Source organism: Rubellimicrobium mesophilum DSM 19309, assembly GCF_000600335.2.
Classification (GTDB): domain Bacteria; phylum Pseudomonadota; class Alphaproteobacteria; order Rhodobacterales; family Rhodobacteraceae; genus Rubellimicrobium; species Rubellimicrobium mesophilum.
This window is the reverse complement of record NZ_KK088618.1, coordinates 1-17,723: the sequence shown is the minus strand read 5'-3', so window position 1 is coordinate 17,723 and position 17,723 is coordinate 1. Positions and strand designations below refer to the sequence as shown.

11 protein-coding genes and 4 pseudogenes are annotated in these 17,723 nt (G+C 70.1%); 5 read left to right on the top strand and 10 right to left on the bottom strand.

Features of this window, described 5'->3' with window-relative positions; genetic code table 11:
• A pseudogene (locus RUMESO_RS21080) lies at positions 1 to 257 on the top strand (IS5/IS1182 family transposase); the annotation flags it as partial.
• A 238-nt stretch (positions 258 to 495) separates the two neighbouring features.
• On the opposite strand, the gene RUMESO_RS21075 reads toward RUMESO_RS21080, so the two are convergent.
• From RUMESO_RS21075 to xdhA, 9 genes and pseudogenes are all read right to left on the bottom strand, one after another.
• Complete coding sequence (locus RUMESO_RS21075; RefSeq protein WP_037283408.1) at positions 496 to 1,554, bottom strand: NAD(P)/FAD-dependent oxidoreductase; 1,059 nt, start codon at positions 1,552 to 1,554, stop codon at positions 496 to 498.
• Positions 1,555 to 1,599: 45 nt separating this feature from the next.
• A complete protein-coding gene (locus tag RUMESO_RS21070) occupies positions 1,600 to 1,920 on the bottom strand; it encodes a hypothetical protein (RefSeq protein WP_037283402.1) in 321 nt (106 codons plus the stop codon).
• 98 nt (positions 1,921 to 2,018) lie between these two features.
• Positions 2,019 to 3,104 (bottom strand): BMP family ABC transporter substrate-binding protein, encoded by a 1,086-nt coding sequence (locus tag RUMESO_RS21065; protein WP_037283406.1) that lies wholly within the window; start codon positions 3,102 to 3,104, stop codon positions 2,019 to 2,021.
• A gap of 40 nt (positions 3,105 to 3,144) precedes the next feature.
• Entirely contained in the window at positions 3,145 to 4,107 is a 963-nt protein-coding gene (locus RUMESO_RS21060; protein ID WP_037283400.1) for an ABC transporter permease, read from the bottom strand.
• Positions 4,107 to 5,236 (bottom strand): annotated as a pseudogene (locus RUMESO_RS21055) (ABC transporter permease). Before RUMESO_RS21055 ends, RUMESO_RS21060 begins: the two are co-directional and overlap by 1 nt.
• Before the next feature lie 30 nt (positions 5,237 to 5,266).
• The gene (locus RUMESO_RS21050; RefSeq protein ID WP_037283396.1) at positions 5,267 to 6,787 is read right to left on the bottom strand and encodes an ABC transporter ATP-binding protein; all 1,521 of its coding nucleotides are present in this window, start codon (positions 6,785 to 6,787) and stop codon (positions 5,267 to 5,269) included.
• A complete protein-coding gene (xdhC, locus tag RUMESO_RS21045; RefSeq protein ID WP_037283392.1) occupies positions 6,784 to 7,704 on the bottom strand; it encodes a xanthine dehydrogenase accessory protein XdhC in 921 nt (306 codons plus the stop codon). The genes RUMESO_RS21050 and xdhC overlap by 4 nt, the downstream gene beginning before the upstream one ends.
• Positions 7,701 to 10,045: pseudogene (gene xdhB / locus RUMESO_RS21040) on the bottom strand (xanthine dehydrogenase molybdopterin binding subunit). The gene xdhC and the pseudogene xdhB overlap by 4 nt, the downstream one beginning before the upstream one ends.
• Positions 10,042 to 11,637: a xanthine dehydrogenase small subunit gene (xdhA, locus tag RUMESO_RS21035; protein ID WP_037283388.1), complete on the bottom strand. Its 1,596-nt coding sequence runs from the start codon at positions 11,635 to 11,637 to the stop codon at positions 10,042 to 10,044. Before xdhA ends, xdhB begins: the two are co-directional and overlap by 4 nt.
• Before the next feature lie 225 nt (positions 11,638 to 11,862).
• On the opposite strand from xdhA, the gene RUMESO_RS21030 reads away from it, so the two are divergent.
• The 4 genes and pseudogenes from RUMESO_RS21030 (at position 11,863) to dnaE (ending at position 17,315) form a co-directional block, all read left to right on the top strand.
• On the top strand, positions 11,863 to 12,414 hold the full coding sequence (locus RUMESO_RS21030; RefSeq protein ID WP_037283385.1) for a DUF2269 family protein: 552 nt from the start codon (positions 11,863 to 11,865) through the stop codon (positions 12,412 to 12,414).
• A gap of 178 nt (positions 12,415 to 12,592) precedes the next feature.
• Entirely contained in the window at positions 12,593 to 13,120 is a 528-nt protein-coding gene (locus RUMESO_RS21025; RefSeq protein ID WP_037283378.1) for a DUF2269 family protein, read from the top strand.
• Between the two features lie 76 nt (positions 13,121 to 13,196).
• Positions 13,197 to 13,745, top strand: a complete 549-nt coding sequence (locus RUMESO_RS21020; RefSeq protein WP_037283368.1) for a DUF2269 family protein — start codon at positions 13,197 to 13,199, stop codon at positions 13,743 to 13,745.
• Positions 13,746 to 13,813: 68 nt separating this feature from the next.
• Positions 13,814 to 17,315, top strand: a pseudogene (gene dnaE, locus RUMESO_RS21015) (DNA polymerase III subunit alpha).
• Between the two features lie 168 nt (positions 17,316 to 17,483).
• Here dnaE and RUMESO_RS24640 read toward each other — a convergent pair.
• The gene (locus tag RUMESO_RS24640; RefSeq protein WP_082484468.1) at positions 17,484 to 17,678 is read right to left on the bottom strand and encodes a SlyX family protein; all 195 of its coding nucleotides are present in this window, start codon (positions 17,676 to 17,678) and stop codon (positions 17,484 to 17,486) included.
• Positions 17,679 to 17,723 lie beyond the last annotated feature (45 nt).

Genomic DNA, 17,723 nt, shown 5'->3' with positions numbered 1-17,723 from the left:
AAGAGGATGGTCCCGCCGCCCGATCCAGGAACGAGAACCTGCGAACAACCAGGCACTTCGGCCGGGCCTTCTGGAAACGGCTGACGGGCTATCACGCCCGAAGTCGGATCGAAGCCCAGATGCTCCGCCTCAAAGCCTTTGGGGACCGCATCGCCTCACGCGACCCCGACCGCCAAGCCGCCGAGATCCACACCCGCATCGCCCTGATGAACCGCTTTTCAGCCCTGGGCAGGGCGGAGATCGTGCGCGCCGTCTGAACCGAAGGGGAAAGGGCCAAGCTCGGCCTCAGACCGAGTTATGCAACAACGCCCTTGCCATTCAATCTAGTGCATCAGGTTGGGTTTGGCAAGTATAACATCGCCTTTTGTTAACTTGGATCGGCGATTGTGGTCCCATGGTCCCGTCAGGCATGTCGGGGCCGCTCTGGGGAAGGGCCGCCCCCAGCGTCTGCTGGATGCTGGGGGCGGCTGGCCGGGACTGCGGTCGTCAGGGCTCCTAGCGGAACCGCGCTGGAGAGAGTGCCGCCGAAAGATCCGGGCCCAGCGTGGGCGCCGTGCCGCCCGCCACCTCGGCCAGGTGCCGGCTCGCCGCGCAACTCGTCTGGAACCCATAGCCACCCTGGCCCGCGCACCAGAGGAAGGCATGGTCGAGCGGATCGGGCCCGAGGACGAGCTGGCGGTCGGGGGCGAAGGTCCTGAGCCCGGCCCAGGAGGCGAGGAGGCGGGTGACCTTCATCGTGACGTGCGATTCGAACCGCGCGAGGCCCTCGGCCAAGACCATCTCATCGGCCCAGGCGTCGTGAGGCTCGACGGCGTCCTCCTCGGCCGGCGAGACGAGAAGGGCGCCGGCATCGGGCTTCATGTACCAGGCTTCGCCCGCGCCCATCACCATGGGCCAGCCGGACGGGTCCGATGGGGCCGGGACGCGGGCCATGGAGCGGCGGAGGGGCCTGAGGCCCAGCGGCGGGATGCCGGCCATCGCCGCGACCCGATCAGCCCAAGGCCCGGCGGCGTTTACGAGGACCCGAGCCTCGTGCGTCTCGTCGGCCTCGACGGCCCATCCCAGCGCGCTTCGCCGGATCGCGGTCACCGTGGCACGGGTGTGGACGCGGCCACCGTTGGCCTTGGCCTCGCGCAAGAAGCCCTGGAGCAGGCGGTCGGTGTCGAGGTCGAGCGTGTCGGGCTGGAAGGCCGCGCGCGCAACCTCGGAGCCAAGGATCGGGAACCTCGCGCGGGCCTCGCCGAGGCTCAGCTCGGTCATCTCGAGACCAAGGAGGTCCCGTTCGAAGGCCTCCGAATCCCCCGACCGCGCCACCATCATCAGTCCGCGCGGGGAGAGGACGCTCCGGGACTTGAGCTCCGCCCGACTCGCGCGGTTCAGAGCCACTGTGGACGGCGCGCCGTAGGTCTCCTCGAAGGTCGCAGCGGAGCGGGAGGAGGCGTGGTGGGCGAGGCTGGCCTCGGCCTCGAGGAGGGTGACGGAGCCCAGGGCCGAGAGGCGCGCGGCCGCCGAGACGCCGGCGATGCCGCCGCCGATGATGAGGAAGTCTTTCATGGCGCGGACCATGGAGGCCCCGGCGGCGGGGAGCAAGCCGGGCGGTCAGGGCAGGCCGTGGTTCACCCTGATGCTGTCGCTCCCCCTGGGGAGGTCCGGAGCCGGCCAGCCTTGGGCCGGCCCGTCCTCCATGGCCGGCGACGGCTCGACGGCCGAGGTCGCGGTGACAGCGGGAGGTGCGGCCGAACCCCTCGAAGCAGGGGGCCTGGCGTCCCTGGCGTCGAGCCTGGCCTCCAGCGCGTCCATGAGGATCGGAATGCGCTCCAAGGCGCTCGGCTGGCCAGAGGGGCCCCGCGCCGTCATCACGGTCATGAAGCTGACCAGGGACATCAGAAGGCCAATGGCCCTCAGGATGGTTCGGATCACGCGGCGCCTCCCTGCCGGCCGGGCATGGGCCCCGGCCGATCCTCGCCGCCTATCCTGGCAGGAGTATGGCCGGGGGAGGCTGCCCCCGGCCGATGAGGTCAGGACGGGATCTCGCCCGTCAGGCCCTCGACGTAGAAGTTCATGCCGTGCAGCTCCTCGTCGGTGGGCGTCTGGCCTTCGGCGAGCCACGGGCTGCCGTCCTGCTTGTTCAGCGGACCGGTGAAGGGGTGGTATTCGCCCGCCGCCATCTTGTCGCGCAGGGCCTCCGCCTCGGCCTTGACCTCGGCGGGGACAGCCTCGGTGATCTCGCCGATCTGCACGACGCCGTCCTTGATGCCGCCCCAGAAGGACTGGCTCTGCCAGGTGCCGTCGAGCACCGCCTGGATTCGCTGGATGTAGTAGGGCGACCAGTGGTCGATGATCGAGGAGATGCGCGGGGTCGGCTTGAAGGCCGCCATGTCGGACGCTTGGCCGAAGGTATAGACATTGCCCGCCGCCTGCGCGGCCGCCTGCGGGGCCGTGGAGTCGGTGTGCTGCAGGATCACGTCCACGCCCTGCTCGATCATGGCCTTGGCGGCGTCGGCCTCCTTGGCGGGGTCGAACCAGGTGTAGGCCCAGATCACCACCATCTCGACGTCCGGGTTGACCTTGCGCGCGTGGATGAAGGCCGAGTTGATGCCCTGGATGTTCTCCGGGATCGGGTAGGAGCCGATGTAGCCGATCTTGTTGGTCTTGGTCATGCGGCCGGCGATGGTGCCGCAGACCGCGCGCCCCTCGTAGAAACGGGCGTCGTAGGTGGCGAGGTTCGGGGCGGTCTTGTAGCCGGTCGCATGCTCGAACTTCACGTCGGGGAACTTGGCGGCGACGTTCACGGTCGCGTCCATGTAGCCGAACGACGTCGTGAAGATCAGCTTGGCACCGCCCAGGATCATCTGGGTGATGGCCCGCTCGGCGTCGGCTCCCTCGGGGACCGACTCCTGGTAGATCGTCTCGATGGCATCGCCGAACTGGGCCTGCGCCTCCTGCCGGGCCTGGTCGTGCTGGAAGGTCCAGCCGCCGTCGCCCACGGGTCCGACATAGATGAAGCCCACCTTGAGCGGCCCTTCCTGGGCGCGCACCGGCAGGCCCAGGGTGGCCAGCGTCGCCGCGGTGGCGCCGGAGGCCAGGAGGGTCCGTCTGTTCAGGTTCATGTGGTAACTCCCTGGTTGGATTGCATTCCCGCCCTTAACGCGAGGCGTGGAAGGGTTGCCCGAGCGAGCCCGGAGCGGCAAGCGCCGCCCGGCCCTTGCCCGAGGAGATCAGCACGAGCACGAGGATCGTGACGAGGTAGGGGGCCGACGCGAACAGCAGCGTCTGGAGGTCGGCCGGCAGCTCCCACCGGGACCCGAACAGGCTGAACCCGAGCCTGACGTCGGCTGCCTGCAGGTTGAGCTGCAGGTAGGAGATGCCCCCGAAGAGCCAGGCGCCCAGGAGGAGGCGCAGGGGCCGCCACGAGGCGAAGACCACGATGGCGAGGGCGATCCAGCCCGCGCCGGCAGTCACGCCCTCGGTCCACTGGGGGACGCGCACCAGGGACAGGTAGGCTCCCCCGAGCCCCGCGCAGGCCCCGCCGAAGAGGATGGCGAGGAGCCTCAGCCGCAGGACCTTGTAGCCGAGCGCATGGGCGGCGTCGTGGTTCTCGCCCACGGCGCGCAGGGTCAGTCCCGCCCGGGACCGGTTCAGGAACCACCACACGCCCGCGACGAGCGCGAGGCCCAGGTAGACCACGAGGTCGTGCCGGAAGAGGATCGGGCCCAGGACCGGGATGTCGGCCAGCAACGGAATGCGGAAATCCGGCATCGCGGGGGCCCGGATGCCGTTGTAGGACTGGCCCACTAGGGCGGCGACGCCCAGGCCGAAGAGTGTGAGCGCGAGGCCCGTCGCGACCTGGTTCGACCGCAGCCAGAGCACGAGGACGGCGAACAGGAGCGACAGCGCCGCACCCCCCGCCGCTGCGCCGACGAAGCCGAGCAGCGCCGAGTTGGTCGCGACCCCGGCCGCGAAGCCGGTAATGGCTCCGGTGATCATCATGCCTTCGACGCCGAGGTTCAGGACGCCGGACCGCTCCACCACCAGCTCGCCCAGGGAGGCGAGGAGGATGGGGGTGGACGCCACCATCAGGGAGGCGAGGAGGAGGATCGGGTCCATCAGCGGGCCTCTCCGGCGGGACTCGCCTGCGGGATGACGGTCCTGGGGACCTCGATGGCGCGGGCCTTCCAGCGCAGGCGGAACTGGACGAGGAGGTCCATGGCGAGGAGGAAGAACAGGAGCATCCCCTGGAACATCTGGATCGCGGCGGCGGGCAGGCCGAGCTGCGTCTGCGCGATCTCGCCGCCGATGTAGGTGAGCGCCATCAGCAGCCCCGCGAGGAGGATGCCGATGGGGTGGAGCCGGCCGAGGAAGGCCACGATGATCGCGGTGAAGCCGTAGCCCACGTTGAAGTCGATGCTGATCTGTCCGGCCGGGCCCGTGACCTCGAACAGTCCGGCGACCCCGGCCAGCGCACCCGAGAGGCCCATGCAGGCGACGACGAGCCGCGAGGGGTTCACGCCCGCGAAGGCCGCGGCGCGCGGGGCCTGCCCGGCGAGGCGGACGTTGAAGCCGAAGCTGTGGCGCGCAAGGAGGACATAGGCCGCGATCACCGCCGCGAAGGCCGTCACCACGCCCCAGTGCATCCCGGTGCCGGCGATCAGCTCCGGGTTCGCGGAGGCGGACCATTGCGACAGGTTGCGGGAGCCCGGGAAGCCCCTCCCCTCGGGGTTCTGGAGTGGCCCCAGCGCGGCCCAGGCCAGGAGGTTCGTGGCGACGTAGACCAGCATCAGCGAGACCAGGATCTCGTTGGTGCCGAACCTGACCTTGAGGAGCGCCGGGATCATGGCCCAGGCGAAGCCGCCGAGCGCCCCGGCGACGACCATGAGCGGGAAGATCAGGCGCGATTCGGAGGGGTAGACGGCGAGGCCCACGGCGGCCCCTGTGATCGCGCCCAGGACGTATTGGCCCTCGGCCCCGATGTTCCAGATGCCGGCGCGGAAGCCGAAGCTCAGCCCCGTCGCGATCAGGATCAGCGGCCCGGCCTTGATGAGGAGCTGCGGGCGCGTGTAGCTCGCGAAGTCGCCGAAGAGCGGGTCCCAGAAGATCGTGCGGATGGCGACGAACGGATCCTTGCCCAGGGCAGCGAAGAGCAGGCCGCCCGCGACCATGGTGGCGAGCACCGCGAGGATGGGCGTGGTGAGGCCCCAGGCGCGGGAGGGCGAGCGCGCTTCTCGAGGACGATCATGCGGGGCGCCTCCGGTCGGGGTTCGGTCGCTCAGTGGACATGCGCCACCTCCATGCCGTGCGCGCCGCCGAGCATGAGGCCGATCTCCTCGACCGTGAGGCCCCTGGCGGGACGCGCGGCCGAGAGCCGGCCTTCGTTCAGCGCGGCGAAGCGGTCGGAGATCTCCATGAGCTCGTCGAGGTCCTGGCTCACCACGACGACCGCCGCGCCGTTCGCGGCGAGGTCGAGGAGTGCCTGCCGGATCGCGGCGGCGGCGGCGGCGTCCACGCCCCATGTGGGCTGGTTGACGACGAGGACCTCGGGCCGCTGGAGGATCTCGCGTCCGATCACGAACTTCTGGAGGTTGCCGCCCGAAAGCGCGCGGGCGGCGACCTGCGGGCCCGGCGTGCGGACGTCGAAATCCTTGATGATGCGCTCGGCGAAGTCCCGGGCGCCCGCCCAGCTCACGAAGCCGTTGCGAGCGAGGCCCTCGCGGACCTTGCCGGTCAGGAAGGCGTTCTCGATCAGGCTCATGTCGGGGGCGGAGGCATGGCCGTTCCGTTCCTCCGGCGCGCAGAGAAGGCCACGGGCCCGGCGATCGGAGGGACGGCAGCGGCCGATGGGCTCGCCCTTGAGGCGGACCATGCCGGGCGCCACCCGCATCTCGCCCGAGAGGGCGAGGAGAAGCTCGTCCTGCCCGTTCCCCGCGACGCCGCCGATCCCCAGGACCTCGCCCTTGCTCACCGAGAAGGTCACGCCCTTGAGGGAGGTCCCGTGGAGGCGGGGCGACGAGGCGGAGAGGCCCTGCACCTCCAGCGCCGTCTCGCCTCCGGGCGAGGGCGCGCGGGTCGGGATGCGGAGAGTGCCGCCCACCATCATCTCGGCCATCTGGCGGGCCGAGGTCGCGCGGGGGTCGCAGGTCGCCACGACCTTGCCCAGCCGCAGGATCGTCGCCTCCTCGCAGAGGGCCCGGATCTCCTCGAGCTTGTGGGAGATGTAGAGGATTGCCAACCCCTCCTCGCGCAGCCTGCGCAGCGTCCGGAAAAGGATCTCCACCTCCTGAGGCGTGAGCACGGATGTCGGCTCGTCCATGATGAGGAGGCGGGGGGACTGGAGGAGGCAGCGGATGATCTCGACCCGCTGGCGTTCCCCGGCCGAGAGGTCGCCCACGGTGCGATGCGGGTCGAGAGGAAGGCCATAGTCGCGGGATACCTGCGTGATCCGCGCCGCGAGATCGCGCATGGGCGGCGGGCCCTCCATGCCGAGCGCGATGTTCTCGGCCACCGACAGCGCGTCGAAGAGCGAGAAGTGCTGGAACACCATCGCCACGCCAGCGGCACGGGCGGCGCGCGGCTCGGCCGGCGCATAGGGCTGGCCCGCGAGGGTCATGCTCCCCGCGTCGGGGCGCACGAGGCCGTAGATCGTCTTGACCAGGGTGGACTTGCCGGCGCCGTTCTCGCCCAGAAGCGCGTGGACCGAGCCGGCCTTGACGTCGAAGGACACGTCGCTGTTGGCGACCACGCCCGGATATGTCTTGGTCAGCCCCCGGATCGCCAGCAGCACGTCCTTCATCCGATGGCGTCCCTCTCCTGGCGTTGACCGCTCGTTGCGGACTTGATTAGCGCGGCGGCGACGCCCACGGCAATGGCTTGGGGGTGCTTGCCCAGGGCTGGTTCGCCTATTGGACAGGCAATGCGCGCGATTTGGGCAGGGGTATGGCCGAGCGCGGTCAAGCGGCTGCGGAATCGGGCGTATTTCGTGGCCGAGCCGATGAGTCCAAGGCTCGCGAAGCCATGGAGGAGGAGGGCATGGCAGAGCTGGAGGTCGAGCTCGTGCGAGCGAGTGACGATCAGGTGATCGGCGTCCCGGGGCGCGTAGCGGACCAAGGCTGGGGGCTCGGCTGCCGGCAGGAGGGTGACGCCCGGTGGCGCGCTGCCCGGGAATCGGTCGGGTCCGAGGTCGATCCACGTGATCGCCACGCCCGGCCAGGGGGCGAGGACGTCGACGATCGCGCGTCCGACATGGCCCGCACCCCAGACCCATAGCGGGCGGCCGGGCTCCGGCGCGGCCTCGATCAGCCAGCCATCTCGCAGGAGAGGCGGCGCGCCGGGACGGAGGTCGGCGGTCGGACGAGGGGACGTCGTCCCGGGGAGGGGGCGAGAGAAGGGGAGCGATCCTGGAAGGCTGGTCGCGTCGATCCGTTCTAGAACGAGCGTGACGGAACCGCCGCAGCACTGGCCCAGCGCGGGCCCCAGGGGGACGGATCGGAGGACCAGCCGAGCCGGCTGGCCCAGCATTGCCCGCGCCTCGCGCACCGCCTGATTCTCGAGCTCTCCACCGCCGATGGTGCCCTCCTCGCCGTCCTTCCAGACGATCATCGACGTCCCCGCGTCCCGCGGGACGGAGCCAGCGACCGACAAGACGAGGATGCGGACCACCGCCCCGTGCCGGGCGACGGCTTCGCGAAGGGCGGGGAGATCGAGGCTCATGCGCCGCGTGCCTCATGGACCGCCGCGAGCACCCGCTCCGGCGTCGCTGGGGCGTGGAGGTCGGGCCAGTTCGGGCCGCAGGCCGCGCAGGCGTCCTGGAGGGCGAGGAAGGCCGATATGCCGAGCATCAGCGGCGGCTCGCCCACGGCCTTGGAGTTGTAGATCGTCGACACCCGATTCGGCTGGTCCCAGAGGCGGACGTTGAACACGGCCGGGCGGTCGCTCACGGCGGGGATCTTGTAGGTGGAGGGCGCGTGGGTCCTAAGCCGCCCCTTGTCGTCCCAGACCAGCTCCTCGGTCGTGAGCCACCCGGCGCCCTGGACGTAGCCTCCCTCGATCTGGCCGATGTCGAGCGCGGGGTTCAGCGAGTTGCCGCAATCGTGGAGGATGTCCACGCGCAGGATGCGGTTCTCGCCCGTCAGCGTGTCGATCGCCACCTCGGTCACGGCGCAGCCGTAGGAGAAGTAGAAGAAGGGCCGGCCCTTGCCCCGGATGCGGTCCCATTCGAGGTCGGGGGTGGCGTAGAAGCCCGTCGAGGTGAGGGAGACGCGGCCGAGGTAGCAGGACTCGACAGCAGCGTCCCAGGTCATGCGCTCCCCGCCCACCGAGACCATGCCGTCGCCGAACTCCACCCGGTCGGACGTGGTCTGGTGCAGACCGGCGAGGTGCCCGGCCATGCGGTCGCGGATCGTGTCGCAGGCAGCCTTGGTCGCCATGCCATTGAGATCCGCGCCCGACGAGGCGGCGGTGGCGGAGGTGTTCGGCACGCGCGCGGTGTCGGTCGCGGTGATCCGCACGCGGGTCAGCGGAACGCCGAAGGCGGTCGCGGCGACCTGCGTCACCTTGCGGTGGAGGCCCTGGCCCATCTCGGTCCCGCCGTGGTTCAGCATGACCGAGCCGTCGCGGTAGATGTGCACCAAGGCGCCCGCCTGGTTGAGGTGGGTCAGCGTGAAGGAGATGCCGAACTTCACGGGCGCGTAGGCGAGGCCCTTCTTCAGGATCGGGTTGCTGGCGTTCCACGCCTGGATCGCCTCGCGTCGAGCGGCGAAGTCGGAGGAGCGGAGCAGGTCCTCGGTCATCTCGTGGAGGATGAAGTCGGTGACTTCCATGCCGTAGGGCGTGGCGTTGTCGGGCTCGGGCGACTGGGGCGAATGCGCGCCGCCGAAGCGATGGCCGCTGCCGGCGCCGGACTTCGCCGCCCCGGGTGGTGCGTAGAAGTTGAGGCGGCGGACCTCGACAGGGTCTTTCCCGAGGTGCCGCGCGACCTGCTCGACGATCCGCTCCATGCCGATCATCCCCTGCGGGCCGCCGAAGCCCCGGAACGCCGTCGCGGATTGCGTATTCGTCTTCAAGCGATGCGAGGTGATCCTCATGTGCGGGATGAGATAGGCGTTGTCGGCGTGGAGCATCGCCCGGTCCGCCACGGCGAGGCTCAGGTCCAGGGACCAGCCGCAGCGGGCGAGCTGGGTCACGTCGATGGCAAGGAGGCGCCCCTCTGCGTCGAAGCCCACCTCGTAGTCGATGTGGAAGTCGTGGCGCTTGCCGGTGACGACCATGTCGTCGTCGCGGTCGTAGCGCATCCGGCAGGGGCGCCCGGTCCGCTCGGCCGCGATGGCGCAGGCGATGGCCAGCGCATTGCCCTGGCTCTCCTTGCCGCCGAAGCCGCCGCCCATCCGGCGCACGACGACGCGCACGTCGTGCATGGCGAGGCCGAGGGCATCCGCGACCTTGTGCTGGATCTCGGACGGGTGCTGGGTGGAGGAGTGGACCTCCATCTGCCCTCGCCGGGGATGGCGAGCGAGGCCTGACCCTCGAGGTAGAAGTGCTCCTGCCCGCCGATCTCGAAACGCCCCGAGAGGCGGTTCGGCGCGGAAGCAAGCGCGGACGAGGCGTCGCCCTTGGTCCAGACGCGGGGACCTTCCTCGAAGCGGCTGTCGGCCGCGAGGGCGCCGTCGAGCGTGAGGATCGGCGTCTCCGCCTCGACCTCGACCTTGGCGAGGCGGGTGGCCTTGCGGGCGGCGAGGTGGCTGGTGGCGACCACGAGGAAGAGCGGCTGGCCCTCGAAATGGATCAGGCTGTCGCAGAGCAGAGGTTCGTCATGCGCCGAGGGCGAGGTGTCGGCGGGGCGGGCGAGGTCCCCGGCCGTCAGCACGTCCACCACTCCCGGCGCGGCGCGCACGGCGGCGAGGTCGAGCGATGCAAGCCGCCCCTTGGCGATGCCGGAGAGCCCGAAGGCGAGGTGCAGGCAGCCCTCGGGCGCTGGGATGTCGTCCACGTAGCGCGCCTGCCCGGTGACGTGCAGCAGGGCGGAGTCGTGCGTCTCGCGCAGGCCCACGGTCATGGCGCGACCCTCCGGATGTCGGTCTCGGCGCCGGTCGTCTCGGCGAAGTAGCGCATGAGCATCCCTCCGGCGGATTCGAGGCGGTAGCGGGCGCTGGCGCGCATGTCGCTGAGCGGCGCGAAGTCCTCGACGAAAGCGGGAAGAGCGGTGGCTATGCTCTCGGAAGACCAAGATTTTCCGGTGAGCGCCGCCTCGACCTTCGCGGCGCGCTTCGGGATCGCCGCCATGCCGCCGAAGGCGATCCGCACCTCCGTGACGATACCGTCCGCGACGGTAACGTCGAACCCGCCGCAGACGGCCGAGATGTCCTGGTCGAAGCGCTTCGACAGCTTGTAGACGCGGAAGGCCGGCGCGCTCCCGGGGATCGTCACCGCCTCCACGAACTCGCCGGGCTGGCGGTCCTGCTTGCCGTAGGCGAGGAAGAACTCCTCCAGCGGCATCTCGCGCCGGGCATCGCCGCGCCTCAGGTGCAACGTGGCGCCAAGAGCGATCAGCGCGGGCGGGTTGTCTCCGATGGGGCTGCCGTTCGCGACGTTGCCGCCGATGGTCGCGGCGTTCCGCACCTGCTGGGAGCCGTAGCGCCGGATCAGCGCGGCCCAGCTCGGGAAGCGGCCTTCCACGGCAGCGAGAACCTCGGTCATCGTGGCCCCGGCACCAAAGCGGATGCGGTCGCCGGTGACCTCGATGCGCGCGAGGTCGTGGGCGCGGTTGAGGAAGGCGACCTTGGGCAGGTCCCGTAGCGCCTTGGTGACCCAGAGGCCGACGTCGGTGGCCCCGGCGATCAGCGTGGCGTCGGGGTTCCGGAGATACCAGTCGGCGAGGGCATCCGCGCTCTCGGGCAGGAAGGCCGCGCCATGCCCGAACTCGGGTGCGGAAGGCACGGCAATCGGAGCAGCGGGGCTCGCGGGGTTCACGGCGGAGACCGCCCCGCCGACCGTCTCGCCGGTCGAAGGCGCGTTCGCGGTCGGCGCAGGGGCCGGCGAGACAGAGGTCGGCGGCACGTCCACCGCATCGGGCCGCTCGCCGGCCCAGCCTTCGCCAGCCGGCGGGTCGCCCACGCCCGGAGCAGTCGCCACGCCGGTCTGCCCCGAGGGTGCCGCGCCGGGCGGCGTGTCACGGAGCCATTCGGGCACGGGTTCCGAGGCCGCCATCTTGGCCGCGCGGATGATGGGCGCGTATCCGGTGCAGCGGCAAAGATTCCCGGCCAGCGCCGTGTCGTGGTCGCGGTCGCCGTTCAGGTGCGCGACGGCCATCGAGACCACGAAGCCTGGCGTGCAGAAGCCGCACTGGCTCCCGTGGTGGTCGATCATCGCGCGCTGGACGGGGTGAAGCTCGCCGCTGGGCGAGGCGATCCCCTCGACGGTCCTCACAGCCTTCCCGGCAAGTTGCGGCAGGAAGAGGATGCAGGCGTTGAGGGCGCGGGCGCCCCTCTCGTCCGTGACCATCACGGTGCAGGCGCCGCAGTCGCCCTCGTTGCAGCCTTCCTTGGTCCCCCTCAGCCCCCGATCCTCGCGCAGCCAGTCGAGGAGCGTGCGCGTGGGCGTGCCCTCGGCCCGGACCGTCTCCCCGTTGAGGAGAAACTCGATCTGCATGTGAAAGCCCGCCGCCTTACCCGAATGGCCCTGGTCGCGCGGTCGATGCGGCGTAGACCGTGCGCAAGGGCGATGAAAGCCCCAAGACAGGCCTTTGGCAAGCCTCGTGAAGGGGAGAGCGTTCCTTCCGACGCCGGGTCAGGAAATCCGGACTACCGGCTCGGAGGCGGGCGGGGCTACGACATCGCCAGTTTTCAAGCCTTCCTTTCCAGCAGGACATTCTCCATGGAACTCTATCTGCTCCTGAAATTCGTGCATGTCGTGGGCGCCATCCTCTGGGTCGGCGGCGCCGCGATCCTGACCCTGCTCGTGGTGATCCTCGACCGCCGGGGCGACGACAGGGCGACGCTGACGGGCGTGTCCTATGTCGGTCTCCTCGGGAACAAGGTCTTCGCCCCGCTCGGGATGCTGGTCATCCTGCTGGGTCTCGTGCTGGCCTGGCTGGGCGGCTACGGCTTCGCGGCCTGGACCGTCCTGGCGGCCGCCATCGTCGCCTGCACCTTCCTCCTCGGCGCCATGGTCCTGGGCCCGACCTGCGAGCGGACCGTCCGCATCTGGGAGGACACGGGGGAAGCCGCGCTCTGCATCGGCATGGGCCGGCGGGTGCTGCGGCTCGTGAAGCTCGACCTCGGCGGGCAGTTCGCGATCATCGCGCTGATGGTCCTCAAGCCCGGCTGGACCGACCCGCTGCTCCTCGTGCCGGCGCTGATCCTGGCGCTGGGCGGGTTCGCCTACCTGCGCGGCGCCCCCGCGCCGGCGGTGGCCCAGGCCGCCTGACCCCCACCGGCTCCGCGCAAGGTCCGACGCCCCGCCGACCCTTCGGCAGGGGCGTCGTCGTGGGGCGCGGGCGTGTTCCCGTCGGAACAGCGAGAGGTAGGGAAAACCGGTATCCCACCGAGCGTGACGCAGCGGATAGCCTCTCAGCATTGATCGACGCATTTCCGGACCGACCGCCATGACCTTTCTTCTCGCCCTTGCCCTCCTGCACATCATCGGTGCCATCGTCTGGGCAGCCTCGGCAGCCGTTCTCGGCCTGATCCTCGCGGCCGCCCGGCGCGACGACGACGCGGCCATGCGTGCCCTGCCCGAGACCGCCGCCCTGTCCCGCCGCGTCCTGCGCCCCGCGATCCTCGTCACGACGCTCTCGGGCTTGGTCCTGGCCTTAGCTGGCGGGCTGCTGACCGAGGCCTGGCTGATCCTCTCGACCCTGCTCGCCGCGGCCGCGCTCGCGGCCGACGCCATGGTGATCGGACCGGAGTGCCGGCAGGCCCAGGAGATGCCACGCGGCGCCGCGCTGGTCCGAGGACGGCACGCGCTCGGCCTGGCCGGGATCTCCCTCGGGGCTCAGGCCGGGGCCATGGCTCTGACGGTCCTCGCTCCGGGTTGGAGCGGGGCGGCCATTCTCGCGGGTCTCGTGGCCTGCCTGGTCCTGGCGGTGGCGCTGGAGCACGACGCGGAAACGGCAGGATCGATTCACGCCTGACGCCTCCTGATCCGGGGGGCGGGCTGCCGGGACGGGCCGGGAGCGGCCGGTTCCTGCTCCGGAAGGGAGACGACACATGGACCTCTACGAACTCCTCAAGCTTGCCCATGTCGGGGCCATGATCGCCTGGATCGGGTCTGGCCTGGGCCTCCTGGTCCTCTTCGCGGCGGCCGAGGCCTGGCACGATGAGGGCGATGTCCTCCGGGTGGTCAAGGGCGCCTCGATCCTCGGCCCCACGCTGTCGGTGCCCTCGGGGCTGATCGTGCTCGCGACGGGCCTCGGCCTCGCCTGGGGCGGGGGCTACGGCTGGGAAGCCTGGATCGTCCTGTCGCTTCTGGGCGTGACGGCCGTCTTCGCGCTGGGCGCGGGCGTCGTGGGTCCCAGGCTCGAATGGGCGACGCTGGTCTGGGAGCGGGACGACGACCCGGAGCAGGCCCTGGCCTGCGGGCGCGGGGCCATGCGGATCGCGCGGCTCGGCCAGGTCATCCAGTTCACGGTGCTGGCGCTGATGGTCACGCGGCCGGGCTGGGAGGACGTGGGCGCGCTGACCGTGATGGCCGTCCTCGCGGCGGTCGCGGGCGGGCTGGCCATGCGGCCCGCGCCGGGGTCGGCCGAGCACGCCTGACCGGGCTTCCGCCGCGTCCAGCCCATCGGCCCTTCCGACTCGGCCGGGGTCTGGCCTAGTCTGACGACATGGCCAGCCCGACCTTCATCCACCTCCGCGTCCATTCCGAGCACTCGCTCCTCGAGGGTGCCGTCCCGGTCAAGAAGCTCCCCAAGCTCGCCGCCGAGGCGGGGATGCCGGCGGTGGCGCTGACCGACACCAACGCCATGTTCGCGGCGCTGGAATTCTCGGACTACGCCTCCAAGATGGGCGTCCAGCCCATCGTCGGCGCCCAGATGGACCTCTGCTACCTGCCACCCGAGCCGGGACGCCAGCCGTACAAGCCCGCGCCCGTCGTCCTCCTCGCCCAGTCCGAGGCGGGGTGGATGAACCTCATGAAGCTCTCCTCCTGCGCCTACCTGTCGGACGCCAACGGCGACGGGATGCCCCAGGTGACGCTCGACGACCTGGAGCGGCACTCTTCCGGGCTGATCTGCCTGACCGGCGGGCCGGACGGGCCCCTCGGGCGTCTCCTGCGGCAGAACCAGCGCGCCAAGGGCGAGGAGTTCCTCCGCCGCATGGCCGCGATCTACCCGAACCGTCTTTACGTGGAACTCCAGCGCCACCCCATCGACGGCGGGCTGCCGGAGGCGGAGCGGCTCTCCGAGCGACCGACCATCGAGCTCGCCTACGCGCTTGCCCTGCCGCTTGTGGCGACGAACGACGTCTACTTCCCCGACGAGAAGCTCTACGAGGCGCATGACGCGCTCCTCGCCATCGCCGAGGGCGCCTATGTCGACCAGTCCGGGCCCCGCCGGCGTCTGACGCCCCAGCATTACTTCAAGTCGCAGAAGGAGATGGCGACGCTCTTCGCCGACCTCCCAGAGGCTCTGGAAAACACCGTCGAGATCGCGCGCCGCTGCGCCTTCAAGGTCCCCAAGCGCAAGCCGATCCTGCCCCGCTTCGCCGACAACGAGGTTGAGGAGCTGCGCCGTCAGGCGCAGGAGGGGCTCGCCGCCCGCCTCAGGGTCATCCCCCACGCCGCACCCGTGGAGGAGTATGAGAAGCGGCTCGCCTTCGAGGTCGGCATCATCGAGCAGATGGGCTTCCCCGGCTATTTCCTGATCGTGTCCGACTTCATCAAGTGGGCCAAGTCGCAGGGCATCCCCGTCGGGCCGGGACGGGGCTCGGGCGCGGGCTCGCTGGTCGCCTACGCGCTGACGATTACCGACCTCGATCCATTGCGTTACTCGCTGCTCTTCGAGCGGTTCCTGAACCCGGAGCGGGTGTCGATGCCTGACTTCGACATCGACTTCTGCATGGACCGGCGCGAGGAGGTCATCCGCTACGTCCAGGGCAAGTATGGCGCGGACAAGGTGGGCCAGATCATCACCTTCGGCGCGATGCTCTCCAAGGCGGCGGTGCGCGACGTGGGGCGCGTGCTGCAGATGCCCTACGGGCAGGTGGACCGGCTCTCCAAGATGATCCCGATGGAGGGCGTCAAGCCCGTGTCCGTCACCAAGGCCCTCGCCGACGAGCCCCGCCTGCGCGAGGAGATGCGCGCCGCTGAGGTGGTCAAGCGCTGCATGGAATACGCCGAGCAGCTCGAGGGGCTCTTGCGGAACGCCTCGACCCACGCGGCGGGCGTGGTGATCGGCGACCGGCCGCTGGACGAGCTGGTGCCGCTCTACCGCGCCCCGGGCACTGACGATATGCCGGCGACCCAGTTCAACATGAAGTGGGTGGAGCAGGCGGGCCTCGTGAAGTTCGACTTCCTGGGCCTCAAGACGCTCACCATGATCGAGAACGCGGTCAAGCTGATCCGCCAGACACGGGACCTTCACGTCGCGGCAGACGGGACGCAGCTCTACGACCCCGCGCCGGGGACCGAGAACGACATCCTTGCCATCCCGCTCGACGACAAGTCCAGCTACGACCTCTTCTCCCGCGCCCGCACCGTCGCCGTGTTCCAAGTGGAATCCACCGGCATGATGGATGCGCTCAAGCGCATGAAACCCACCTGCATCGAGGACATCGTGGCCCTCGTGGCGCTCTACCGCCCCGGCCCGATGGAGAACATCCCGACCTATTGCGAGGTCAAGAACGGCACGCGGGAGCTGGAGCCGCTCCACCCCACCATCGACCACATCCTGAAGGAGACGCAGGGGCATCATCGTCTACCAGGAGCAGGTGATGCAGATCGCGCAGGTCATGGCGGGCTACTCGCTCGGCGGCGCCGACCTGCTGCGCCGCGCCATGGGGAAGAAGATCCCCGAGGAGATGGCCAAGGAGCGGCCCAAGTTCATCAAGGGCGCGACTGCCAACGGCGTGTCCGACAAGAAGGCCGGCGAGGTCTTCGACCTCTTGGAGAAGTTCGCCAACTACGGCTTCAACAAGTCCCACGCCGCCGCCTACGCCCTGGTGAGCTACCAGACCGCCTGGCTCAAGGCGAACCACCCCGTCGAGTTCATGGCAGGCGTGATGAACTGCGACCTGCATCTCACGGACAAGCTTGCGGTTTATTTCCAGGAGGTCAGGAAGCACCTCCAGATCCCGACGGTTCCCCCCTGCGTGAACCGCTCGCAGGCCGTGTTCTCGGTCGAGGACGGAAGGCTCGTCTATGGTCTCGGCGCGCTCAAGAACGTGGGCGTCGAGGCCATGAAGCTGATCGTGGAAGGGCGCGGGGGCCGGCCCTTTGCCACGGTCTTCGACATGGCCCGTCGCGTGGACCTCAAGAAGGTCGGCAAGCGGCCGCTCGAGATGCTGGCCCGCGCCGGGGCCTTCGACGAGCTCGACCGCAACCGTCGGCGCGTCCTCGAATCGCTCGACGCGCTGGTCGCCTACTCGGCCGCGGTGCACGAGCAGAAGGTCTCCTCCCAGGTGAGCCTCTTCGGCGAGGCGGGCGCCGACCTGCCGGAGCCGCGCCTGCCCGGCACGCCCGACTGGGACGCGCCCGAACGTCTGGCCGAGGAGTTCAAGGCCGTGGGCTTCTACCTCACCGGCCACCCGCTCGACGACTACATGGGCACGCTCAAGCGGCAGGGGGTCTCGACCTACGACGAGGTCGCGCTGCGCGTGCAGGATGGGCCGCACATCGCCAAGATCGCTGGCACCGTCGCCTCCCGGCAGGAGAGGAAGAGCGCCCGGGGCAACCGCTTCGCCTTCGTCTCGATGTCCGACCCCACGGGGCAGTTCGAGGTGACCCTGTTCAGCGAGGCCCTGGAGGCGGGCCGCCCGCACCTCGAGCCCGGCGCCCGCGTGGTCATTCAGGTCGAGGCCACATCTGAGGGCGACCAGCTTCGACTGACGGGCCGCACCGTGACGCCCATCGACGATGCGGTACTGAGCGCAGCGGCGGGCCTGCGGGTCTTCGTGGAGGCCGAGGAGGCGATCACCTCGGTGGCAAAGATCCTCGCCGACGCCCGCGCCGCCGCGAAGCGCACCAGGGGCGGTCCGGTGACGCTCCTTCTCATGCACCCGTCGCTGCCCGGCGAGGTCGAGATCGAGGTCGGCGACGGCTGGCCCGTCACCCCTCAGGTCCGCCGCGCGCTGCGGTCGGTCGTGGGGGTGGTGGAGGTCGAGGAGGTCTAGGCCGTCATGGCGCGGACGCCGCAAAGAAACCTTGTTCCCCTAACGTTCTTTTAACTTCTGTCTGCCATGCTGGTCCCAGCAGAACGCTCAAGGACCATCATGGACCATACGAATCAAGGCGCGCCGGGACTCCGGGCCCGGATCGCCGACCTGGCCACCGCCTGCCTGTCACCAATGCGGCGGACGGGCAACCGGCGCGTCGCGGAGGGCTTCGGCCTCTCTCTCAGCCTCCCGCGCCATCAGCATCTCGACCCGGTGGCTCAGAACGGCGATCTGCCGTTCCTGACGGGCGACGACATCCGAAAGATCATCGACCGCGCGGAGGAGATGGGCGATGCGCTCTTCGAGAGGGGTGAGGTCCATGTCCGCATGAGACTCCGGGCCGGCGGGGCTTGTCCCGCCCCCCCC